23 protein-coding genes and 1 tRNA gene are annotated in these 21249 nt (G+C 66.9%); 14 read left to right on the top strand and 10 right to left on the bottom strand.

Annotated elements, in window-relative coordinates; genetic code table 11:
* Positions 1-354, top strand: a 354-nt coding sequence (locus IP86_RS14250; RefSeq protein WP_156332506.1) for an MBL fold metallo-hydrolase, incomplete at its 5' end; no start/stop codon positions are given.
* 67 nt (positions 355-421) lie between these two features.
* Here the strand turns inward: IP86_RS14250 and IP86_RS14245 are convergent.
* From IP86_RS14245 to IP86_RS28705, 3 genes are all read right to left on the bottom strand, one after another.
* Positions 422-1660, bottom strand: coding sequence for a hypothetical protein (locus IP86_RS14245; RefSeq protein WP_156332505.1), 1239 nt, complete (start codon positions 1658-1660; stop codon positions 422-424).
* A 150-nt stretch (positions 1661-1810) separates the two neighbouring features.
* Complete coding sequence (yidD, locus tag IP86_RS14240; RefSeq protein ID WP_054163200.1) at positions 1811-2155, bottom strand: membrane protein insertion efficiency factor YidD; 345 nt, start codon at positions 2153-2155, stop codon at positions 1811-1813.
* Positions 2152-2316 carry a hypothetical protein gene (locus IP86_RS28705; protein ID WP_156332504.1) on the bottom strand — a complete coding sequence of 55 codons (165 nt, stop codon included), beginning with the start codon at positions 2314-2316 and terminating at the stop codon, positions 2152-2154. Before IP86_RS28705 ends, yidD begins: the two co-directional genes overlap by 4 nt.
* An 89-nt stretch (positions 2317-2405) precedes the next feature.
* Between IP86_RS28705 and IP86_RS14235 the strand changes: the two genes are divergently transcribed.
* Positions 2406-3302: a COG3904 family protein gene (locus IP86_RS14235; RefSeq protein ID WP_054163187.1), complete on the top strand. Its 897-nt coding sequence runs from the start codon at positions 2406-2408 to the stop codon at positions 3300-3302.
* 451 nt (positions 3303-3753) lie between these two features.
* Here the strand turns inward: IP86_RS14235 and IP86_RS14230 are convergent, their stop codons facing one another.
* A complete protein-coding gene (locus tag IP86_RS14230; protein ID WP_054163186.1) occupies positions 3754-4206 on the bottom strand; it encodes an iron-sulfur cluster assembly scaffold protein in 453 nt (150 codons plus the stop codon).
* 257 nt (positions 4207-4463) lie between these two features.
* Here IP86_RS14230 and folE point away from each other — a divergent pair, with 257 nt between their 5' ends.
* From folE to IP86_RS14210, 4 genes are all read left to right on the top strand, one after another.
* A complete protein-coding gene (gene folE / locus IP86_RS14225; protein ID WP_054163185.1) occupies positions 4464-5153 on the top strand; it encodes a GTP cyclohydrolase I FolE in 690 nt (229 codons plus the stop codon).
* 28 nt (positions 5154-5181) lie between these two features.
* A complete protein-coding gene (gene hisI, locus IP86_RS14220) occupies positions 5182-5628 on the top strand; it encodes a phosphoribosyl-AMP cyclohydrolase (protein ID WP_054163184.1) in 447 nt (148 codons plus the stop codon).
* A gap of 287 nt (positions 5629-5915) precedes the next feature.
* Positions 5916-7043 carry a transglycosylase SLT domain-containing protein gene (locus IP86_RS14215; protein WP_054163183.1) on the top strand — a complete coding sequence of 376 codons (1128 nt, stop codon included), beginning with the start codon at positions 5916-5918 and terminating at the stop codon, positions 7041-7043.
* Between the two features lie 627 nt (positions 7044-7670).
* The gene (locus tag IP86_RS14210) at positions 7671-8837 is read left to right on the top strand and encodes a DUF2336 domain-containing protein (RefSeq protein WP_054163199.1); all 1167 of its coding nucleotides are present in this window, start codon (positions 7671-7673) and stop codon (positions 8835-8837) included.
* A gap of 242 nt (positions 8838-9079) precedes the next feature.
* On the opposite strand, the gene IP86_RS14205 is transcribed toward IP86_RS14210, so the two are convergent.
* On the bottom strand, positions 9080-9658 hold the full coding sequence (locus IP86_RS14205) for an Hpt domain-containing protein (RefSeq protein WP_054163182.1): 579 nt from the start codon (positions 9656-9658) through the stop codon (positions 9080-9082).
* Entirely contained in the window at positions 9658-10203 is a 546-nt protein-coding gene (locus IP86_RS14200) for a response regulator (RefSeq protein ID WP_054163181.1), read from the bottom strand. Before IP86_RS14200 ends, IP86_RS14205 begins: the two co-directional genes overlap by 1 nt.
* Before the next feature lie 255 nt (positions 10204-10458).
* Between IP86_RS14200 and IP86_RS14195 the strand changes: the two genes are divergently transcribed.
* From IP86_RS14195 to IP86_RS29105, 3 genes are all read left to right on the top strand, one after another.
* Positions 10459-11475 (top strand): fumarylacetoacetate hydrolase family protein, encoded by a 1017-nt coding sequence (locus IP86_RS14195; protein WP_054163180.1) that lies wholly within the window; start codon positions 10459-10461, stop codon positions 11473-11475.
* 299 nt (positions 11476-11774) lie between these two features.
* Positions 11775-11957 (top strand): hypothetical protein, encoded by a 183-nt coding sequence (locus IP86_RS14190; protein WP_054163198.1) that lies wholly within the window; start codon positions 11775-11777, stop codon positions 11955-11957.
* 211 nt (positions 11958-12168) lie between these two features.
* Positions 12169-12339 (top strand): hypothetical protein, encoded by a 171-nt coding sequence (locus IP86_RS29105; RefSeq protein WP_197279809.1) that lies wholly within the window; start codon positions 12169-12171, stop codon positions 12337-12339.
* 164 nt (positions 12340-12503) lie between these two features.
* Here IP86_RS29105 and IP86_RS14185 read toward each other — a convergent pair whose 3' ends face one another.
* The 3 genes from IP86_RS14185 to IP86_RS14175 form a co-directional block, all read right to left on the bottom strand.
* Positions 12504-15419 carry a class I SAM-dependent DNA methyltransferase gene (locus tag IP86_RS14185; protein ID WP_054163179.1) on the bottom strand — a complete coding sequence of 972 codons (2916 nt, stop codon included), beginning with the start codon at positions 15417-15419 and terminating at the stop codon, positions 12504-12506.
* Positions 15420-15991: 572 nt separating this feature from the next.
* Positions 15992-16771, bottom strand: a complete 780-nt coding sequence (locus tag IP86_RS14180) for an NAD kinase (RefSeq protein ID WP_054163178.1) — start codon at positions 16769-16771, stop codon at positions 15992-15994.
* A gap of 156 nt (positions 16772-16927) precedes the next feature.
* Positions 16928-17458, bottom strand: a complete 531-nt coding sequence (locus IP86_RS14175) for a tetratricopeptide repeat protein (RefSeq protein WP_054163177.1) — start codon at positions 17456-17458, stop codon at positions 16928-16930.
* A gap of 286 nt (positions 17459-17744) precedes the next feature.
* Between IP86_RS14175 and IP86_RS14170 the strand changes: the two genes are divergently transcribed.
* From IP86_RS14170 to IP86_RS14155, 4 genes are all read left to right on the top strand, one after another.
* Positions 17745-18077 carry a His-rich protein BRANT gene (locus tag IP86_RS14170; RefSeq protein ID WP_054163176.1) on the top strand — a complete coding sequence of 111 codons (333 nt, stop codon included), beginning with the start codon at positions 17745-17747 and terminating at the stop codon, positions 18075-18077.
* Between the two features lie 133 nt (positions 18078-18210).
* Entirely contained in the window at positions 18211-18609 is a 399-nt protein-coding gene (locus IP86_RS14165) for a hypothetical protein (RefSeq protein ID WP_054163175.1), read from the top strand.
* 170 nt (positions 18610-18779) lie between these two features.
* Positions 18780-19499, top strand: a complete 720-nt coding sequence (locus tag IP86_RS14160; RefSeq protein WP_054163174.1) for an outer membrane protein — start codon at positions 18780-18782, stop codon at positions 19497-19499.
* 451 nt (positions 19500-19950) lie between these two features.
* Complete coding sequence (locus IP86_RS14155; RefSeq protein WP_054163173.1) at positions 19951-20064, top strand: hypothetical protein; 114 nt, start codon at positions 19951-19953, stop codon at positions 20062-20064.
* Positions 20065-20381: 317 nt separating this feature from the next.
* On the opposite strand, the gene IP86_RS14150 is transcribed toward IP86_RS14155, so the two are convergent.
* Positions 20382-20456, bottom strand: a tRNA-Thr gene (locus IP86_RS14150).
* A 231-nt stretch (positions 20457-20687) separates the two neighbouring features.
* Between IP86_RS14150 and IP86_RS14145 the strand changes: the two genes are divergently transcribed.
* Positions 20688-21173 (top strand): hypothetical protein, encoded by a 486-nt coding sequence (locus IP86_RS14145; RefSeq protein ID WP_197279807.1) that lies wholly within the window; start codon positions 20688-20690, stop codon positions 21171-21173.
* The last annotated feature ends 76 nt before the right edge of the window (positions 21174-21249 follow it).

The raw sequence follows: 21249 nt of genomic DNA, 5'->3' as shown, positions 1-21249 counted from the left end.
CCGCCGCTGCCGGAGTGGCGGGCCGTTCACACGCCCGGCCATGCGCCGGGCCACATCTCGCTGTGGCGCGCGCGTGACCGGCTGCTGATCGCCGGCGATGCCGTGGTCACCACGCAGCAGGAATCGGTCTATGCGGCGATCACCCAGGAGCCGCAGATGCACGGCCCGCCGATGTACTTCACGCCGGACTGGGCCAGCGCCAAGCGCTCGGTCGCGGCGCTCGCCGCGCTCGAGCCCGAGCTGGTGATCACCGGCCACGGCGCCGCCATGCAGGGCCCCGAACTACGCGCCGCGCTGCACCGGCTCGCCGAGCAGTTCGACGACATCGCCGTGCCGGAGAACCGGCGCGGCTGACGCGGCTCGCAGCGCGGGTCGCGGGTCGCCTGGACCAAGGCGCCCCGGGCGATCGCCTCGGACCGGACTAAGCGAGCAGCGCGGCCAGTTCCTCATCGTTGGCCACGAGCTGGGCGAGGTCCTGGTAGATCGCGCGCTGCGGCGCCTGCCGCAGCAATTGCCGGGTCTGGTCGCGGTCGATCGCGAGCGCGGCCTTGAGTTCCGCCAGCACCCTGTCGCGGGCCTGCCGTCGCAGCGCCGAGTCTTCCTTGCTCGTGGCGTAGCGGCTTTGCTGGCCATAGGCGGCCGCCATCCAGATATGCAGGCTGAGATTGCGATCGGCGCCGGGCTGCTGCTCCAGCCGGGTGCCGATCCTGATCGCTTTGTCGAAGCCGTCCGGCGGCGGTTCGGACAGGGCGTTGTAGACGGCGACGTCGCTGGTGTCGTCGTCCTTCAGCAATTGCTGCGCGTCGTCCTTGCGGTCTTGCGCGGTGTAGATCTTTGCCAGCGCCTGCTTGAAAGCCGGCTCGGAAGGCTCGGCGCGGCTCGCTTCGAGCAGGGCCACGGCGGCGCCTTCGAGATTGTTGTTACGGGCGTTGGCGACACCCCAGGCGGCGAGTTCGCGCGGCGTATTCAGCGCCGTCATCGGGAATTTCAGCAGCACCGCGTCGGCCGCCCGCACCTCGGGGTTGGTGGCCGGCTCCAGCTTGCCTTGCGGGTCGAGCTTCAGCGCGTCGGGCGCCAGCGACGTCTTGATGGCGGCGGCCGGCGGCCGTTCGATGTCGTCGAACAGGCGCGTCAGGATGGTGCGGGTGCCGACATAGCCGAGCCAGAATCCGGCCGGCGCGAAGTACAGGAACAGCGCCAGCACCAGAATCTGCCCGCCCGCATCCCATTGAATGCCGAGCTTGTTGAGCTTGGCCGCCGCCTCCCACAGATAGTGCGGCACGAAGTACAATTGGGTCAGGCCGACGCCGACCAGGGTCTTGGTCAGCCAGTCGGAGATGTCTTCCAGATTAGTGTTGACCCGGCTCGACAGCGGTGAAGCCGCCGTGGCCGGTGTCGCCGCTGCGGCCGGCGTGGAGCCGCCCTGCGGGCGCGACAGCGAACGCGGGATGCCGAACAGCAGGCCGAGCACCCAGCCGCTGACCGTGCAGGCCGCGGCGAAGATGAAGCTGAGGCCGACGATCCGAAACGCCGCCTCGTGCAGCGTCGGCAGCGTTGCGGCCAGCAGCAGCAGGAAGCCGAACACCGACGTCCACAGGAAGCATCGGAAGAACCAGTGGAAGATGATCGCGAAATCGCCGCGCCGCAGCGCGAGCGTCAAGGCCGAGTCGTTTTCGACAACGCTTCCATCCGCCATGGCAAAACCCCGGTGATGAAATGGATGAAGTAATTGCAGACGAATAAACTGCGCGCCGCGGGCGCCCGATGATCGGCCGTCATCGTATGACCGTCCCGCCGGCCGTCAACCGCATCAAGGTGTGGTGGGCGGTCCGTTGACGCCGCGCCAGCGCGCATAGCGCCAGGGCAGGTACCAGCGCGCGCCGCGCGGGGCGGTGGCCGGCACGTTGTCGATACCCGAGGTCCCGAACGGATTGCAGCGCACCAGCCGCGCCAACGTCATCCAGCCGCCGGCCCACAGCCCGAACCGCCCGATCGCCTCGTCGCCATATTGCGAGCAGGTCGGGACGTGCCGGCAGTTGGAGCCGACCAGCGCCGAGAAGCTGTGCCGATACACCCAGATCAGCCCGCGGCCGGCGTTGCGCGGCAGCCGGGCGAGGGCGCGCGCCGCATCGGTCGCTGTCGCTGGAAGTTTCACGAGCACTCTGCCTCGCGGTTGATCGCCGATTTGCCGGGTTCCTGATCGTGGAACGCGGCGCTGGCTGCAAATGCGCCACACACACGGAAATATCGCACTTTCTTGAGTGCGGCGCAGCAGGAGTTGATGGCTTTGCGATTGATCAACGCCGGATTTTCCATGACCATTAGATAACGCAAGCGTGACAGATTCCACCTCGATCCGGCTGGAACCTTTTGCGCCATCGTTGACGGAGATGTGAGGAGGCTCGGTGAACGCCGCTGTCTTGTCCCGGTTCGCTCGATCCGCGCTGCTACGCGCCGCCGCGCTCGGCCTCGTGCTGATCAGCGCCGCCTCCGCTCCGGTCGAGCTGGCCAAAGCCGGCGGCACGCTCGAGGCGCGCAAGCTGCCGATGCGGTTCGGTTGGGTCGCCTGCGAACCGAATTGCGGCGGCTGGATCACCGCGGTCGGCATCGTCACCGCAGACACCCCGAAGGATTTCGACGATTTCGCCGGCAGCCGCGTGCTCGACGGCGCCACTTTGGTGCTGGATTCCAGCGGCGGCTCGGTCAACGACGCGATCGCGCTCGGCCGGCGCTGGCGCAAGATGCGCCTGATGACCACGGTCGGCACCAGCGTGCAGACGCCGACGCCGGCGGGGATGCACGCCAGCATCGTGCCCGAGGCCTATTGCGAGTCGATGTGCGTGTTCCTGCTGCTGTCCGGCACCACGCGTTACGTGCCCGACGGCGCCCGCGTCCGCGTCCACCAGATCTGGATGGGCGACCGCGCCGACGATCCCCGCGCCGCCAGCTACACGGCACAGGACGTCACCATCATCGAGCGCGATATCGGCCGGCTGGTGAAGTACACCTTCGACATGGGCGGCACCGGCGACCTGCTGCAGCTCGCGCTCAGCGTCGCGCCCTGGGAAGATCTGCATCAGATGTCGCGCCAGGAACTCGGCGAGGCCAATCTGGTGACCACCGAGGCGATCGCCGACCTGCTGCCGCAGCAGGGCGAGGGCACCAGAACGCCGGTCGCCGCTGGCCCCAAGCCGGTCCAGGACCGTTTCGTCCAGGCCCCCACCGCCCCGACCAAAACCGCCGAAGCCGCGCTCCCGACCGGCGGCACAGCGCCGACCTCGCCGCCGACGCCGGGACATTAGCACACCCCATCCCCGTGCCCCGGACAAGCCGCGGCGTGCACGCCGCGGCGCCGATCCGGGGCCCCGGTTGGGCCGGGCAGCAAGTTACAGGGGGGCCGATCGACCAGTCCCTACGACCGGAGAAAACCGGGGTCCCGCATCCTACGATGCATCGCTGCGCGCTGCATCTTCGTGCGGGACACGGGAAGGGGTGGGTACGCTTCGTTTTGCAGCCCTACAGGGCCAGGCACCGCCCATCCCCCGTGCCCCGGACAAGCTGCGGCGTGCAACGCCGCGGCGCAGATCCGGGGCCCCGGTTCCGCCGGACAGCAGGTAACAGGGGAGCCTATCGAGCAGTCCTCACGCTGGAGAAAACCGGGGTCCCGCATCTGCGATGCATCGCTGCGCGCTGCATCTTCGTGCGGGACACGGGGAAGGCGTGCGCTCGCTTCGCTTTGCCCGTCCTGCAAGGCTAGGCCGTCGCCGTTTCCTGGCGCTTCGCTTCGATCTGACCGATCGCATCCACCACCGCATCGAACGTCAGCAGCGTCGAGGCGTGCCTCGCCTTGTAGTCGCGGACCGGCTCCAGCACGGCGATGTCGGCCCATTTGCCGTCGGCCGGCGGCGCGCCGTGGTCCTTCAGCATCGCCCGGACCGCGTCGCGCAGCGCGCGCAGTTCGGTGGCGGTGGAGCCGACCACGTGGCTCGCCATGATCGACGACGACGCCTGGCCGAGCGCGCAGGCCTTCACCTCGTGGGCGAAGTCGCTGACCGTGTCGCCGTCCATCTTGAGGTCGACCTTCACGGTCGAGCCGCACAATTTCGAGTGAGCGGTGGCGGTGGCGTCGGGATCGGGCAGGCGTCCGAGCCGCGGAATATTGCCGGCCAGCTCGATGATCCGCTTGTTGTAGATGTCGTTCAGCATGCGGGACTTCCGGGCCGGACCGTCCGCCGCCGACGATTCGGCGGAGCTGTCTTGGCGGTTCCGGCGTATCATCTTATATAGGAGGGGCGGCTGCGAAGAACAGTCCGCCGGACCGTGCGAAACCGCCGGCCGTATCTGGTGAGCCGCGGGGCCGATCAGCCCGCCGCGGTCGCCGTTGGGATCAAGACGCAAGGCGGTGGACCGCCCGTCCTGCCCGGTGACACATCCGGCCGAAAGGCCGGTCGAACGGAGTGAAGATGGACGCCAAGATCAAGCCGCTGCGGACCGGCAAGCCGCCGGAGGCCCGCACCGATTTCCAGCCCGCCGAACTCGACCCGTCGGAATTTCTTGCTGCCGCCGTGCAGCCGGATCAGCCGCGGCCGTCGCGCGCCGAGGCCGAGGCCGCGGTCAAGACGCTGCTGTCCTATATCGGCGAGAACGTCGAGCGCGAGGGCCTGCTCGACACCCCGCGCCGGGTGGTCGAGGCCTATGACGAGCTGTTCCAGGGCTATCACCAGTGCCCGGCCGAAGTGCTCGACCGCACCTTTGGTGAAACGGCCGGCTATGACGACTTCGTGCTGGTCCGCGACATCAGCTTCACGTCGCATTGCGAGCACCATGTGATGCCGTTCTACGGCAAGGCGCATATCGCCTACACGCCGGTCGAGCGCGTCGTCGGCCTGTCGAAGCTGGCGCGGCTGGTCGAGATTTTTGCCCGCCGGCTGCAGACCCAGGAGCATCTCACCGCGCAGATCGCCGCCGCGATCGACGAGGTGCTGAAGCCGCGCGGCGTCGCCGTGATGATCGAGGCCGAGCACACCTGCATGTCGGTGCGCGGCATCGGCAAGCAGGGCGCCTCGACCTTCACCAGCCGCTACACCGGCATGTTCCGCGACAATCCGGCGGAGCAGGCGCGGTTCATGTCGATGATTCGCAACCACCGCTAAGTCGGCGGGACTGCGAGAGGAATTGCCTGTGACTTCATCTGCCGGGTCAACCCCCGCCCTCGACGATGTCGAGGAGGGCATCGCGCTGCGTCCGAAATTCGACGCCAGCGGCCTCGTCACCTGCGTGACCACCGACGCGCGTTCAGGCGACGTGTTGATGGTCGCCCATATGAACGCGGAAGCGCTGGAGAAAACCATCCAGAGCGGCGACGCCTGGTACTACAGCCGCTCGCGCCAGCGGCTGTGGAAGAAGGGCGAGAGTTCCGGTCACGTCCAGAAGGTGCTGGAGATGCGGATCGACTGCGATCAGGACGCGGTCTGGATCAAGGTCGACCAGGCCGGCGGCGCCGCCTGCCACACCGGCCGCACCTCCTGCTTCTACCGCCGCATCGACCGCGACCCCGACGGTCAGCCGCTGCTGACCATGGTGGATGCGCATCGGCATTTCGACCCGGACAAGGTGTACGGGAAGTAGCAGCGGCGCCAACCGTGTTTGCGTCTTAACCGGGACCCCGGATCTGCGCAGCAGCGCTCCGCGCTGCAGCGCGTCCGGGGAACAGGAATCCCGTGTCCCGCACGCGGCGCAGCGCGCAGCGGTGCGCCGCAGATGCGGGACCCCGGTTTAGCGGTGCGGCAGGTGACACTGCGAGCGGGGTGGCTCCCGCGCATTAACCCCTCGTTAACCATACCTGCCGCAGGGTCGCGCCACAGCGCCGCGCTGGGATGCGGACGCAGTGCGCTCGGGGAGCGGGGGCTTCCATTATGTCGACCGATATCGTCACGTCTGCGGTCTCGATCGTCGACCAGGCGCGGACGCGGATCGCCGGCGCCATCAAGCAGGCTGCCGGGGCGACCGGCGCCAGCTTCGAATATCTCCTGACCACCGCCAAGATGGAGTCCGACTTCAACCCGCAGGCGACGGCGTCCACGTCCTCAGCCAAGGGCCTGTACCAGTTCATCGACCAGACCTGGCTCGGCACCGTCAAGGAAGCGGGCGCGCAGTTCGGCTACGGCGCCTATGCGGACGCGATCAGCAAGTCGCCGTCCGGTCAATACTCGGTCAGCGATCCGGACGCGCGCAAGGCGATCATGGATCTGCGTAATGATCCGGTGATCAGCTCGGCGATGGCCGGCGCGCTGACGCAGTCCAACAGCGCGAAGCTTTCCGCCGAGATCGGCCGCCGCCCGACCGACGCCGAGCTCTATATGGCGCATTTCATGGGCGCCGGCGGCGCCGCCAAGCTGATCAGCGCCGCGCAGGACAATCCGAACGCGGTCGCCGCCGCGCTGTTTCCGAACGCCGCCGCCGCCAATCAGTCGATCTTCTACGACCGCAGCGGCAGCGCCCGCAGCGTCGCGCAGGTCTACGACAATCTGACGTCGCGCTACACCAACGCGGCGAGTTCGCCGGCGACGCAGAGCGCGCTGGTCGCCGCCGGCGGCGCCCCGATGGTGCTGGCCTCGGCGCCCGACAACGCCGCCTATCTGTCGAGCTTCCCCGACGTCCGCGGCGTCTTGCCGGCGAACGGCACCACGACCGCCAACGCCGCGCCGTCCTCGACGCGGCAGTCCGGCGAGCCGATGTTCCGCACGCTGTTCCTCGGCGGCGACCGCAACGAGCCGATCTCGCCGGCCGTGCAGCAGCTCTGGACCAACCCGGTGACGCCGGCGGGCGTCACGCCGGGCGTGTCAGCGCCGGGCGTGTCCGCAACGCCGGCCGCATCCGCGACCACCAGCGCGTCAGGCCTGCCGTCCACCGGCCCGAGCCTGTCCTACGCGCCGACCGCGACGACCACACCGTCCGCCGCGGGTCTCTCCTATGCCCCGACCGTCCGCACGCCGACGCCGCTCGACCTGTTCAGCGACCGCACCGGCGCCTTCGCGAGCTGATCACCTCGCCCGAGGTGATACCAGCCTGCAGGACGAGCAAGGTGTGCGACGTCGTGCGCAGCCGCGCACCGAACGAACAATTCTCAGCATCCCGACGTTCGATCACACGTTGTATCACGGCGCTCGATCACACGTTGCTTTGATGCCGACCTCTCCCCGTCATTCCGGGGCGCTCACGCAGTGAGCGAGCCCGGAATCCATACCCCCTGGCCGTTGTTACTTCAGCACAACGCCGGCCACGTTGTCCCGGGTCCGCGTGCCACGTCGCCGTCGTGCGTAGTCGCGAGTCCAGGGGCTATGGATTCCGGGTTCGCGCTACGCGCGCCCCGGAATGACGGGGAGGGGACGGGTGGACATCGCAAGGGTTGAGGTTCGGCAAGAGGCGATCATCACTACGCCGTAGTTAGTAGGGGCTCTGCAGCGATCCATTGCCAGCGCGCATCGCCCGTCGGTTCGTCTCGATTGATGAGTTGCCTGCCCCCGCGCGCTTTGGTTAACAACCTCTGAACTTAACAAATCGTCAACGTCATCATGGTGAACCCTTTGTTAAGTCTCATGGTTTACGAATGGTGACGTTCGGCATCGGAGCATGATGCCGGGTGGTTGCGTCAGTCAGCCGGAATGGCCATGATCGTTCGGCAGTTCATTAGTTGGATCCGCCACGCGCCCGCCGGTGAGCGCGCCGAAGCGACAAGGGCGTTGGCGCGGGCCTGGCTGATCTCCGATCTCACCCCGGACGATCGCGCCGCCGCCGAGGGCGCGCTGCTGATGATGCTGGACGACGTCTCGCCGCTGGTGCGGCAGGCGATGGCGCAGGTGTTTTCGCGCAGCGTGCGCGCGCCGGCCGCGATCGTCCGCGCGCTCGCCGCCGACCAGCCGTCGGTGGCGCTGCCGGTGCTCGAACTCTCGCCACTGCTGCTCGACGCCGACCTGGTCGACCTCGTCGCCACCGGCGACGACGCCGTGCAATGCGCGGTGGCCCGCCGCGTGCGGCTGCCGGCGGCGGTGTGTGCGGCGATCGCCGAGGTCGGCTCCGCCGCCGCGGCGCTCGAACTGATCGAAAATCCGCACGCCGAACTGGCGCCGTTTTCGTGGGATCGCATCGTCGAGCGCCACGGCCATCTCGCGGCGATCCGCGAGTCGATGCTGGTGCTGGAGGATCTGCCGGCGGCGACGCGGCTGGCGCTGGTCGCCAAACTGTCCGACACGCTGCAGCAATTCGTCGTCGCGCGCGGCTGGCTGTCGGTCGACCGCGCCGCGCGCGCCACCGCCGAGGCGCTCGACCGCTCCACCGTCACCGTCGCGGCGCGCTCGCGCGGCGACGACATGCGGGCGCTGATGCGGCATCTGCGCGTCACCGGCCAGCTCACCGCCGGGCTGATCCTGCGCGCGCTGTTGTCCGGCAATCTCGAATTGTTCGAACACGCGCTGGCCGAACTGTCCGATCTGCCGCAGGCCCGCGTCGGCGCGCTGCTGCACGCCCGCGGCGCAAGTCTCAACGCGCTGCTGTCGCGCGCCGGCCTGCCGCAGGCGACTTATCCGGCGTTCCGCGCCGCGCTCGAGGCGCTGCACGAGATCGGCTTCGTCGACAGCGAAGGCGGCGCGGCTCGGCTGCGCCGGCTGATGGTCGAGCGCGTGCTGACCCGCTGCGAAACCAGCGAGGACGCCGCCGCGCCGCTGCTGATCCTGCTGCGCCGCTTCGCCACCGAATCCGCCCGCGAAGACGCCAGCGCGTTCTGCGACGACATGCTCGCCGAGCACTTCGTCGCTCGCCTCGAGCGAATGGCGGCGTAGCTACGCGCTGTGCGGCGATGTCGGCTGCGTGGCGCACTTCCCTCTGTACGATCAACTCGCGTCATCCTCATCCTGAGGAGCCCGGCGAAGCCGGGCGTCTCGAAGGATGGGCCGCGCGTGCCGTCGGCGCATCATCGCGCGCTGCGCATGGTTCGAGACGCTCGGCTCCGCTCTGCGAGCGGCGCCGAGCTCCTCACCATGAGGGCTGTCACCGTGGCGGACAGGTCAGAGGAAACGACGAACTACTCCCCCGGCACGATGCTCGGCGCCAAGATCGCTTCGAGGTGCTCCGGGCGGTCCTTGTTCACCGAGGCGAGATACTCGTCGGCGACGCTGCGGAGTTTGCGGATCAGCGCGCGTTGCAGCTCGGCCTTGCCGTGCTGGGCGCCTTCGCGGACGATCGCCTGCACGGCGTCGACGTGGTTGGCGAGTAGTTCGTCCGGCACGCGCGCCAGATCCGGCGCGTGTTCGATGACGCGGCACAGGCTCTCGGCGGCGGCGGCCGCGGCCGGATAGCCGAAGGTGGCGGCGTCGCCCTTGATGTCGTGCGCGGCGCGGAACAATTCGCCCTGGGTCTCGTCGGAGACGCCGTCCCGCCGCAGCGCCGCGAAGGCGGCGGCGAGGCGGTCGGCCTCGACGTTCATCCAGTCGCCGAACTCGCCCGACAGGCTGGCGAGCGCCTGCTCGGCGCGCGCGATCGCCGCGTCGGCGGGCTCCTCGGCGACCCGGCGCATCACCTTGCGCAGCGGATTGGCCTGGGTGATCACCTGGTGATCCGGATAGGTCGCGACCTGGATGTCGCCGGGGCGTTTCCGCGTCATCAGCTGGTGACCTTGGCCTTGTCGAGCAGCGACGGCTGCTGGATGATGTCGGCCTCGCCGGTGCCGCGCCGTTCCGGGCCGATATAGCCGCCCGAAGTGTTGCGGCGGCGGTCGGGGCCGAAGTAATTGCGCGTCTTGATGAACGGGCGCGGGCTCGCCACCACGTTGAGCACCCGCTGATACAGCGATTTCGACGAGATCGGCTTGGCGAGGAATTCGGTGATGCCGGCGTCGCGCGCCAGCGTCACGCGGCGCTTTTCCGAATGCGCCGTCAGCATGATGATCGGCACGAACGGGTTGGCCTTGGAGTCCGGCTGGCGGATCATCTGCGCCAGTTCCAGCCCGTCGAAGATCGGCATTTCCCAATCGGTGATGATGATGTCGGGCGCCGCATGCGTCGACATTTCCAGCGCGGTGGCGCCGTCCTCGGCTTCGTAGACCTCGCGGGCGCCGAACGAATGCAGCAGCGTGCGCAGGATCCGGCGCATGTGCGGATTGTCGTCGCAGACCAGGAAGCGCAGCTTGTTGAAGTCGATGCGAAACATGAGGAGCCGGGGCCGGACGCGCGGGTTACGCCGCGTTAACGATAAGCCGGCGGCGTTAAGGAAGGGTTGCGGGGCCGGGCGCCGCGCCGCCGCGGCGATTGCTGCGGCGCCGTCCGCGCAGATCCGTCCGCATGGCTCCGTTGCGGCGGGAACAGACGCGGCGGCGCTGGCGCAATGCGCGCGCGCCGCTAAGCTCGGCGTGCGGTGCCCGGGCGGGCCGGCGCGCGGCTAACTACAATCTCGAGGGAGGGATCCATGACGACACGGCGCGATTTCATCACGGCCGCGGTGGCGGCGGGCATCGGCGGCGCGGCGCTCGGCGAGCTGGCGCCGGCGAAGGCCGCGGCGCCCGCGACGGCGGCGGCGCCGCAGATGCCGCGCGGCATGACGCTGCTGGCGATGCTGCAGGAGGACGGCAGCGAGACGCTCGGCGTCAAGCTGGACAACGGCGTGCTCGACGTCGCCGCCGCCGGCAAGGTGCTCAACCTCGACGTGCCGCAGTCGCTGGAAAGCCTGCTGATGGTCGGCGGCGTGCCGGCGCTGGAGCGCCTGGTCGCCGCCGCCAAGGACAAGCCGGACTTCGTCAAGGACGAGGCGTCGATCAAGTTCGGCCGGCTGTTCACCGATCCCGGCAAGATCGTCTGCGTCGGCCTCAACTACAAGGAGCACGCCGAGGAGGCCGGCGAGAAGCTGCCGAAGGAGCCGATCCTGTTCAACAAATACAACAACACGCTGGCGCCGCACAAAACCACCATCAAGCTGCCGCCGGCCGACATCTCCACCAAGTTCGACTACGAGACCGAGCTGGTGATCGTGATCGGAAAGACCGCCCGCAACGTCTCGGAGGCCGACGCGCTGAGCTACGTCGCCGGCTACGCGGTCGGCCATGATTTCTCGGCGCGCGATCTGCAGCTGGAGAAGGGCGGGCAGTGGATGGTCGGCAAGACGCTCGACGGTTTTGCGCCGATCGGCCCGTATTTCGTCAGCGCCGACCTGGTCGATCCCAACAATCTGACGATCGAGACCTATGTCAACGACGAGAAGGAGCCGCGCCAGAAGTCGAACACGTCGAAGTTCATCTTCAACCCGCAGAAGGTGATCTCCTACACGTCGAAACTGTTCGCGCTGGAGCCCGGCGACATCATCTTCACCGGCACCCCGTCGGGCGTGATCATCGGCATGCCGAAGGACAAGCAGGTCTGGCTGAAGAAGGGCGACCGCATCACCAGCAGGATCGAAAAGCTCGGCACGCTGACCTTCGACCTGGCCTAGGTCCGCGCGACCCGGGCAGGGCGACGGCCTTCCCTCGCGCCCCAATCCCGCCATTCCGGGGCGCTCGCGCAGCGAGCGAACCCGGAATCCCGCGCGGTTGAGCGCGCCTGTCCACTAGCCCCGAGGTTCCGGGTTCACGCGCTCTGCGCGTGCCCCGGAACGACGCGCGGAGAGGCGGTGCTACACACCCCGCCTGCGACGCGCCGCCGCGGCGAATCTTTCGGACCGGGTATCGCGCTGCGGTGGCGCATTGCGCGGCGCCGACTAACCTCGGGAAACTCCTGATTCGGATGGCGCGCATGACCACCACCCCGATCTGCCCGGCCTGCAACGAACCGCTCGACCTGATCGGCAACCGGCCGCTGGTGCCGGGCTATCAGGTCCGCGAATATCACTGTGCCAAGTGCCGGACCACGACCCACCACGCCACGCATTGGGACCACTCGCTGACCGAGCCGCACGGCCCGTTCTATCACGAGTAGCAACGCCAGCGCCGGCGCGGCGCCGCCGTGCTGCAGCGCAGCGGCTTCATCGACGATTAGCCATCGCGCAGGATCGCCGCCGCGCCGCGCCGGAATTTGTCGGCGCGCATGGCCGCCGCGCGGTTTGCCGGTTAGGCTGATCGTCTTCGTGGCCGCGCGCCGCCGCGGCACCGGCGATTCAAAGCGCCGGCGATTCACATAGGGGCCTTTCATGACCGACGAAGTCACGGCGTTTCTGATGTTCACCTCGCTCTGCAGCGCCTTTCTGATCGGCCTGATGCTGACCTACGCCCGCCGCCTCAACCGCCTCCGCGCCACGGTCGCCGTGCTGAGCCAGGTCAACGACATGGTCCCGCACCGCGCGCCGCCGCGGCGAGACTGACACGGCCCCCACAAGCCGCGCCGCCCGCAAGCCTCCGCCGGCCGCCGCCCCGTTAGTCCGGCGCGGACGCGGCAAAGCCACGGCCGACCGCCACCCCCGTCATTCCGGGGCGGACGCAGCGTAGCTGCGGCCGAACCCGGAATCTCAGGGTGAGGGGGCGATCGTCAGGACTCTTCGCTGTCGTCCTCGTCCACCGCGGCTGGCATCGCCGCGCCGGCTCGCGCCAGATTGAGTTCGAGCAGCTTCGCCAGCGCATCGTCCTCGGAGATGTCGGCGGGCCAGCCATAGGCCGCGGCAACCGCTGCATCGAGATCGCGATGCGCGTCTTGCAGCCATTGCGGGCGTGCGTTGTAGAGATTGGTCAGCGTTCGCTTCTTCAACTCGACCGCCGCCTTCGTGTCTTTTGGCAGAATGCGATCCGGATAGCCCGGCACGACCTCCGGCTCGATCCGGATCAGATCGGACGGATTGAGCCAGGCGTTTCGCAACTCATCGAGCCGCTTCGCCGCCTTGGCGATCGCCTGCGCACGGGAATCGCCCGCATAGTCCGCCGCCGGAATATTCGGCGTCAGGCCCTCGGGGAAGGGGAAACTTTCGAAGCACGAAAAAGCGTTGTAGGTGGGATCGTTGCCGACGCCGTGCCAAGAACACGTCCTCAGACTCCAACGCTCATGAAAAATCGAATGAAGCACGCCAAAAAAAGTGTCGTCTTCCCTAGCGAATGCGAATAGTCGCGAGTCTGGGACCACCGTCTTGTCCAGCCAGACGAATAGTCGATGTTTCGCGACCCGCGGAGTAGCTATGAATCTTTGCAATGTCGAGACAGCACGTCTCAGATCCTCTCCCGAACGTCCTGGCCGCCACCAGAACTGTCGTCGTTGTGGGTCGCGGTTGGTTTCTCGAATTGGTTTTAGATTCAGCTTCAAATATTCGAACGGCGCTTGATATAGCGCGGCAGACGACTCGGTTGTTTCCTTGAAGTCTATGATCCATTTGTCGGGGCTTCGTCGCACAATTGCTGATGCGTTCATCCAAGGGTGGACAACATCAGAGTTAGGGCGACCATTTGGATTCATTGGCGATGTAATCAAGTCTCGAGCCAAGCGGCCGTCTATGTCAATGGGGCCATCCTTCTGTCTTCCAACGAAGGCCACACCCCGATTCTGAACTAATCGTCTAGCTTTGGTGAGGTCGTTTGTGTCTGACGTGAGGTCAGAGTTGATGTTCTGTACAGTATCCCCATTGAGGGTCTTTTGTCCGTCGTGATTTCCAAAACAAACAATAGACACGCGAACGGAAGCACCATCAATCACCCACGGTTCATCACTCCAGGCTTCAAAGATTGTGGATGGTTCGATCCGATCCAATATCTCTCTATTCGCCCCTGCGCGTATTGAGTTTGTAGTTACGAGTCCAGCCCTCTGTGTCAGTCCGCTTGCGATCTGAGTTCGGGCCTTCTCGAACCAATAGACGACTAGGTCGGCTTCGCGCGAGACGCGGCCAACGAAGATTTGAAACAGCCGCTCGACGGCCTCGTCGCCAAGTCCGGGCGTTCCATTGCCGTTTCTTGTTCGGCTCCCGGTTCGAAGCAGCTTTCCACCGAGAAACGGTGGATTGCCCACTATAAATTCCGCGGCCGGCCACTCGGTCTCGACGTAGCCCCCGTCTGGCTGCGTACTAATAAGAGCGTCCCGGCACTCGATCGAATCTAATTTGCGCAGGATCGGTCGCGGGTTGGAGTAGATGCCATTGCGGATGCGCCATTGGATGTCGCCGATCCAGATTGTGGTGCGCGCCAGTTCTGCTGCGAGTTCGTTAATCTCGAGGCCATGGACGATTTCCGGGCCGATCACCGGGAGCCGTGGCGACAGTCCCAGCGCTTCGCATTCCAGGTTGGCACGTAGTTCGATGTCCTTGACGCCCTGCAAAGCAAGGTAAAGGAAATTGCCCGAGCCGCAGGCCGGATCCAGAATGGTAATGCCGCGTAGCCGCTCGATAAATTTCGCGCGGGGCTCTTCGGCCTTGGCCATCGCATTGTCGAAAGCGCGGCCCTTCTTCAGGTGAGCAGCTTTCACGAGCGGCTCGATCTTTCGGCGGACGGCGTCCCACTCCGCGCGCAGCGGCCGCAGGATCACCGGCTCGACGATCATCATGATCTTGTCGGGGTCGGTGTAGTGGGCTCCAATCTGCGCCCGCTTGTCGGGATCGAGGAAGCGTTCGAACAACGTGCCGAAGATCGTCGGATCGATTTGGCTCCAGTCGAGGCTGCTGGCCTCGGTCAGCAGACCGATGTCGCCCTCGTCGAGTTTCAGCGCGCGGCGGCCATCGAACAGCCCGCCGTTGAAGTGCGCGATGTCGGTGAGATCGTATTCACCGCCGGTTTCCATCGCCTGGAAAAGTCTATTGAAGTAGTCGATGGCGCGCTCTGGCTTCTCCGCTGCGCGTTTCAGTAACTTAGGGAAGAAGCCTTCCGGCAGCAGCTTGACGCTGCTGGCGAAGAAGCAGAACACCAGCTGATTGACGAAATGCGCGATCTCCTCCGGCGTGCCGCGGCCCTGCAGCCGCAGCGCAATGGTCGAGAATTTGTCGGCGGCGTCCTTGGTGATGCCGGCGCGGGTTTGCTGCGGCTTCAGTTGCTCCGGATCGTGAAACACCGCCCAGAGAATCTTGCGCTTGTCGGGATCGGTGAGTTCGTCGAGTTCGATCTCGTACTGCTTGGCGACCGTGTTGGTCCACGCGGTGCGGATGATGAAGCGGTCAGTGTCGCACACGACCTGCAGCGGTGGATTCTCCAGCGCGGCGGCGTAGCGCACGAGCTGATTCATCGCGACGCCGAGGTCGTGCTTCTTCTTCTTGTACTCCCACGCGAAGTAATTCTTCTTCCACACGTCGGCGAAGCCATCCCCGCCGCCGGTCTTGGTCGCCCCTTTTTCGAAGGCGAACCACTCGCCGGCCGGATCGGCCGAGACTGGATCGTCGTGCTCGAACAGCTTGCACAGGTCGATGAAGTGGGTTTGCGCGGAAGCTCGCTCATTGAGCGCGACGGGCTTCCATTTCTTGATGAACTCGGCGGGGGTCATGCGGACTGCGATAGCAGGATTCCAATGCGCAGGTCACGCGGTGCGACAGGTTTCTCCCGCTCCGTGCCGAGGGGCGCGCATGAGCACAGGAGGGGTGGTCTGTCGAGTCTTCTCGCGGCTCTCGGCCCGGTCCTCCGCCCGCGGAAAGGCAAAGCGGTCCTGCGAGGCAGCTGCATTCGCGCCACTCGTCTGTGGCCCTCCCGCATCGAAGGTCAGGAATATTGTCATATTCTCCTGTGGCGGGCTGGACACGTTTCGCCGTAGCCGGAAAAGCTACCTCCACCGCGGTCCGCGCAATGGCTGCGATTCGTTCGCAAGCGGATGGGGCCCAGGCTGCGCGCGTGCCGCCAGTTTGTCACCAGTTTGCCGCAAGGGCCCGGAACGAAAAACTCAGCGAAATCAACGTCGCGGCCTAACGGCAAGCCGTTCGCAACAAAACCGCCGGACGCCGCCGTGCAGTGCAGCTAACCGTTTGATTTGTCGATAAAAACCGCCATCCAGGAGCGCCGCTCGCCCCGCTAGCCGCGATCGCTTCTCATTCGCCGCTGCGGCACCCGCGCCGGCCCGTCCGACTACGTCCCGAACTGCTCGCTGAGGATGCGTTCCTCGAGGCTATGCCCCGGGTCGAACAGCATGCGCATCGCGATGGTCTTGTCGGAAATCACTTCGACGCGGCGGACGTCGCGGGCCTCGTCGTGATCGGCGACGGCGGCGACCGGGCGCTTGTCGACTTCGAGCACTTCGATCACCACGAAGGCGTTGTCGGGCAAGAGCGCGCCGCGCCAGCGCCGCGGCCGGAACGCCGAGATCGGCGTCAGCGCAAGTAACTGCGCGTTGATCGGCAGAATCGGGCCCTGCGCCGACAGATTGTAGGCGGTCGAGCCCGCCGGCGTCGCGACCAGAATGCCGTCGGCGACGAGCTCGTGCATGCGCTCGCGCTCGTCGATGATGATGCGCAGCCGCGCCGCCTGATGGCTCTGGCGGAACAGCGAAACCTCGTTGATGGCGTGGTGGATGTGCACTTCGCCGTAGATATCGGTGGCGCGCATCAGCAGCGGATGGATCACGGTCTCGCGCGCCGCAGCGAGCCGGCGATGCAGATCGTGGGTCGAATACTCGTTCATCAGGAAGCCGACCGTGCCGCGATGCATGCCGTAGATCGGCTTGCCGGTCCGCATGTGCTGATGCAGCGTTTGCAGCATCAACCCGTCGCCGCCGAGCGCGACGACGACGTCGGCGTCCTGCGGATCGTGATTGCCGTATTGCGACGCGAGCTGCGCCAGCGCGGCCTGCGCTTCGACGCCGGTGCTCGCCACGAAGGCGATGCGGTGATGTCGCGGGGATGGACTCATGGCGGGCTCGGCACAGGCTCTGGCTCGAAACGCCGCGAGGGAAGCGGATTTCGCCGCCGTCGTCTATACGACGTTTCCGCGGATTGTCGAGCCGCCCGCGCAGATGCGGCGCCTAGGCCGCAGCGCCCGGTGCGGGGCGCTGCGGCTGTGACGCGATCAGTACGAGCCGCCGGCGCCGGCGATCGCGGCGGCGAGCGAGGTGTATTCCTCGCAGCTCGTGTTGCCGCACAGCGCCGCGATGCGGTCGAGATGAACTTGCGCGCGCTCGCGGTTGCCCTGTTCGACCTGCCACAGGCCGTAATACTGCCAGGTCTTGGTGTGGTTCGGATCTGTCTTCAGCGCGCGCTCGTACCACGCCTGGGCGAGCTTATAATCGCCGAGCTTGCGATACGAATAGCCGATCAGCGTCGCCACCGAGGCGTTGTCGTCGTGGTGCAGCGCCTTGAGCTGATCGATCGCGGCCGCATAGTCGGCACGGTCGTAGACGGTCGCATAGGCGGCGCGATAGCCGTCCTGGAATTGCCGTTCGGACTTCTTGTCCTTCTTCTTGTCGCCGGACTTGCTGTCCGAGGACGGCGGCGGCGAGGGGGTGGAGTCGCCGGCCGCATAGGCGGCGGTGAGCGCCGGCGGCGCGATCAGCGCGGCCGAGAGCAGGGCAAAGGCGAGCAGTCGCAGTCGTCCGGTCATCGCTTCTCTCCTGGTAGCAAGCCGATCCAGATGGGGCGGCCCGAGGTATCAGCACGTCTTCAACCCCGCGCGCCGCCGTTCATTCCCGCCGCGGCCGCACGCCGCCGCGAAGCTGACAGGCCGTTCATACGGATGAACCCGAGCTGCCGTTTCACTTCAGCTTCGGTTCAAACGCTGCGGCCTAGCGTCGCGACATGATCGGAGGCCCGGCCGGCGGGCTCACGGTCCAAGCTTCACCAGCCGGCTGTGATTTTGCAACCAACTTCGTTCGACGAAGGAGACCATCATGATCAAGTCCCTGTCAGCCGCTCTGCTCGCCGTCTCGATGCTCACCGCGCCGGCCTTCGCCGCCGGGGCCGACAAGACGCCGGCCGCGCCCGCCGCCGCTGCGGCGACCGACGCCGCCAAGCCGGCCGCGACGCCGCTGGCGCAGACCAACGTCGCGCCCAAGGCGAAGGCCAAGGTGGCGCGCCATCACCACCGCGCCGTGCACCACAAGCTCAACAAGCAGAGCAGCCTGCGCGGCCACCAGTATGTCGCCAAGGCGGGTGTCCAGGCCCACGCCAAGCAGCAGCTGTCGAAGGCTTCGATCCGCCCCGCAGCCCCCAAGCGCGGCTGAGGATCGAACGCTGCGGCCGCACCGGATCGCCACCCCCGGTGCGGCTGCGGCACGTTGCGCGTGCAGCCGGGTTTGATTCAACGCGCGAAGCGGGTATTGCTGCGGCGTTTCCGTTCAATCCAAGAGCCGCCCCGTGCCCGTGTCCCGCCGCTTCGTGCTCGCGTTCGCCGCCGTCGCCACGCTCGGCGGTTGTATCACCGGCGGCGAGTCCGCCCCGCCCGATGCCGGCGGCGACGCCGTGCAGCCGTTTCCGGCGAATTATCGCAGCGAGATCCCGGCGTTTCTGCGCAGCTACCTCAACAACCCGGTCGGTCTGCGCGACGCGATGATGGCCGAGCCGGTGCAGCGCGAGGTCGCCGGCCGGATGCGTTTCGTGTCGTGTCTGCGTTTCACCCCGCAGGGCGGCCGGCCGCAGGACATCGCGATCGTCCATGTCAACGGCAGGCTCGATCGCGTCGCCGGCAACGCCCAGGAGCTGTGCGCGGCCGCGGTTTATGCGCCGTTTCCCGAGCTGGAAAAATTGTCGCGATAGCGCGGACCAAATCACAACCCGACGCGACTAATCTTGAGATGCGGGCGAGTTCCGACCTGTTGCGAGGCCGTCACACTCCGGCTCCAACCTTGCTGCGGCCTCGCCGCCGGGCAACCAAACTCGCGCCATCTTGTTCTGGGCACATCGGACGACATCGAACGAGGGACACGATGAAGAAGTATCTGCTCAGCGCCGTCGCGGTCTGCGCGCTCACCGCGCCCGCATTCGCGGCCGATCTCGGCCCGCGCACCTACACCAAGGCGCCGCCGGCGCCGGCCTATACGGCGCCCGAAGTGGTTTACAACTGGACCGGCTTCTACATCGGCGGCAACGTCGGCGGAGCCTTCGCCGGAAGTAACAACATCCAGAGCGACGCCGGCCGATTTATGGGGGGCGTGCAGGGCGGCTTCGACTATCAGTTCGCGCCCAACTGGGTGGTCGGCATCGAGGCGCAGTACAGCTGGATGGCCGCCAGCAACACCGGCGTGCTGTTCTCCGGCGGCAGCACCGCGACCGAGAACACCCGCGGCCTCGGCTCGGTCACCGGCCGTCTCGGCTACACCTGGGGCCCGGCGCTGCTCTACGCCAAGGGCGGTTACGCCTTCCGCGACTCCAGTCTCGGCGTGCTCGACGCCACCGGCGCGGCCGCGGGCTATTCGACTTCGGGCAACCGCAACGACGGCTACACGGTCGGCGCCGGCCTCGAATACATGTTCGCGCCGAGCTGGTCCGCCAAGGTCGAGTACCAGTACTACAAGTTCGGCGACACCAACTTCACCGGCGGTCCGGCCGATGTGGTCGGCACCTCGTTCCGCAACGACGACCACACCGTCAAGGCCGGCATCAACTATCGGTTCGGCTGGGGCGGCCCGGCGGTCGCCAAGTATTGAGACAGCTCATTTCGCATCCCGAAAGGCCGGCTTCGCGCCGGCCTTTTTCGTTTGGCGGAAGACTCAAGGGACTGGGAATCGAAGGTTAACGAGTGTTAAATTCCCGGAAAAATATCGGGCGGGACTCGGGAACCAGAATCGCCCGATGGTCGCCGCATGACGACGATCTCGAAAACCCTGCTCGAGGGGATCCCGGTCGGCCTGACGCTGGCGCTGCTGGTGGCCTGCGCGGTCAATGTCGTGGTGCTGGCGCGCTGGCTCTAGGCGGGTTCGAGGCGGCAACCAGCGCAGTTGATCGGCATCAAAGCCGCGCTGGCCGGACAGGGCAATCATCATGGCGGTGGCTCGCTTCGCTGCCCGCCGGAGTAGCCGATGAACCGCATCGCCGTCGGCCCGTCCCGCGGTTAGAGAGCCGCTTGAATAAGGGTCCGTCTCAGGAAGGATCAGTCCGATGTCCGAAGTTGATGGTCTCGTCATCGCCGCTGCCGCGTTGTCGACGCTGGTGATCTGGCTCGGCGTCGTGATTCAGGGCCGCATCGCGGCGGCGCTCGCGTCGCGCCATTAGCGCTGCGAGCGACGACCAGCAGACCGGCTCCCAGCCGTTTTCGGGAGAGCCAGCCTGCGGAACGCTGCGCCGTCGTGCTGTGCCTTGCCAGCCGCCGCCAGAATTACCCCAGCAGCATCCAGGCCGCGACGCCCAGCAGCGGGATGACCGCAACGGCGATCATCAGCAGCGGAGCGGGCTCGTTGCCTTTACGACTCGGGTCGTCGAATTTGTCTTTGCTCATGCCATCCCAATCCGCTCCGGGTCGGGATGTTCCTAGAGCGGGTTTGTCGGTCGGCTGAAGAGAGCAGAGCGCGCGGAGACTCGCGCGTCAGGCATGGTGCCGGCGGAGAGGATCGAACTCCCGACCTTCGGTTTACAAAACCGCTGCACTACCGCTGTGCTACGCCGGCCCGGCCATGCTGAATGCCGAGACAGCTAGCAGCGCCGGCCGGTGACGACAAGGCCGCGGCCGCAAGTTTCACATCCGCCGGGCAGGCGCCCGAAGGCCCCGCGTTAACGATTCGCTGGTCACGCCGAGCGATCGGACCCGGATTCCGCGTCGTGCGTTAGGCTTACCGGCGCTTCGCTCCGGCGCCTTAACTCATCCGGCAAGCTTTTCAACTACCCTCGGTGCCATGGCTATGAAACCTGCGACCCCGCGCGCCGCGTTGGCGATTCTGCTCGTGACTGCGACCGTGGCGCCTGCCTGCGCCGACAGCGGCGGCTTCGGCGTGGTGATTCCCGGCCGCCCCGGGGTGCCGATCATCATCAACGGCCGCGACGTGTCCTATACGGTGGTCGAGGGCGATTGGGGGCTGGAGCGCGGCGTGCACCGGCAGCCGACGTTCTACGGCAGCCGGCCGGTCCGCCTGCCGGAGGTCGGCCACTATTATCCCGGCTCGAACCGCCTGCCGGGCTACGGCCGGCTGGAGATCGAACCGCCGGCGGATCGGCCTTTGCCGAAGCCGGCCGAGAGCTTCCGTCAATCCTGGGAGGTCGAATCGCGGCCGCCGCAGCCGACCCCGCCGCCGGTGCCGATGGATCCGCCACAGGTGATCATCGCGCCGCCGCTGGACGAGGGCGGCGGTCGGTTGCCGCCACCGAATTTCCGCGGGCCGCGCGGCTAGGCCTGTTTGCGACCGCGCCGACCTCGCGGGCCGACCGATCACAACGACAACGAACCCAAAACAGCGTCCATCCGGA

Source organism: Rhodopseudomonas sp. AAP120, from assembly GCF_001295845.1.
In the GTDB taxonomy this organism is placed as follows: Bacteria; Pseudomonadota; Alphaproteobacteria; order Rhizobiales; family Xanthobacteraceae; genus Rhodopseudomonas.
This window is presented reverse-complemented; position numbering and strand designations above follow the sequence as displayed.

Coding starts and splice junctions, on each gene's coding strand:
- IP86_RS28705 (WP_156332504.1), bottom strand. CDS start 2,316: ATGGAAAATCCGGCGTTGATCAATCGCAAAGCCATCAACTCCTGCTGC.
- IP86_RS14230 (WP_054163186.1), bottom strand. CDS start 4,206: ATGCTGAACGACATCTACAACAAGCGGATCATCGAGCTGGCCGGCAAT.
- folE (WP_054163185.1), top strand. CDS start 4,464: ATGGACGCCAAGATCAAGCCGCTGCGGACCGGCAAGCCGCCGGAGGCC.
- IP86_RS14215 (WP_054163183.1), top strand. CDS start 5,916: ATGTCGACCGATATCGTCACGTCTGCGGTCTCGATCGTCGACCAGGCG.
- IP86_RS14210 (WP_054163199.1), top strand. CDS start 7,671: ATGATCGTTCGGCAGTTCATTAGTTGGATCCGCCACGCGCCCGCCGGT.
- IP86_RS14205 (WP_054163182.1), bottom strand. CDS start 9,658: ATGACGCGGAAACGCCCCGGCGACATCCAGGTCGCGACCTATCCGGAT.
- IP86_RS14200 (WP_054163181.1), bottom strand. CDS start 10,203: ATGTTTCGCATCGACTTCAACAAGCTGCGCTTCCTGGTCTGCGACGAC.
- IP86_RS14195 (WP_054163180.1), top strand. CDS start 10,459: ATGACGACACGGCGCGATTTCATCACGGCCGCGGTGGCGGCGGGCATC.
- IP86_RS14190 (WP_054163198.1), top strand. CDS start 11,775: ATGACCACCACCCCGATCTGCCCGGCCTGCAACGAACCGCTCGACCTG.
- IP86_RS29105 (WP_197279809.1), top strand. CDS start 12,169: ATGACCGACGAAGTCACGGCGTTTCTGATGTTCACCTCGCTCTGCAGC.
- IP86_RS14185 (WP_054163179.1), bottom strand. CDS start 15,419: ATGACCCCCGCCGAGTTCATCAAGAAATGGAAGCCCGTCGCGCTCAAT.
- IP86_RS14180 (WP_054163178.1), bottom strand. CDS start 16,771: ATGAGTCCATCCCCGCGACATCACCGCATCGCCTTCGTGGCGAGCACC.
- IP86_RS14175 (WP_054163177.1), bottom strand. CDS start 17,458: ATGACCGGACGACTGCGACTGCTCGCCTTTGCCCTGCTCTCGGCCGCG.
- IP86_RS14170 (WP_054163176.1), top strand. CDS start 17,745: ATGATCAAGTCCCTGTCAGCCGCTCTGCTCGCCGTCTCGATGCTCACC.
- IP86_RS14160 (WP_054163174.1), top strand. CDS start 18,780: ATGAAGAAGTATCTGCTCAGCGCCGTCGCGGTCTGCGCGCTCACCGCG.
- IP86_RS14155 (WP_054163173.1), top strand. CDS start 19,951: ATGTCCGAAGTTGATGGTCTCGTCATCGCCGCTGCCGCGTTGTCGACG.
- IP86_RS14145 (WP_197279807.1), top strand. CDS start 20,688: ATGAAACCTGCGACCCCGCGCGCCGCGTTGGCGATTCTGCTCGTGACT.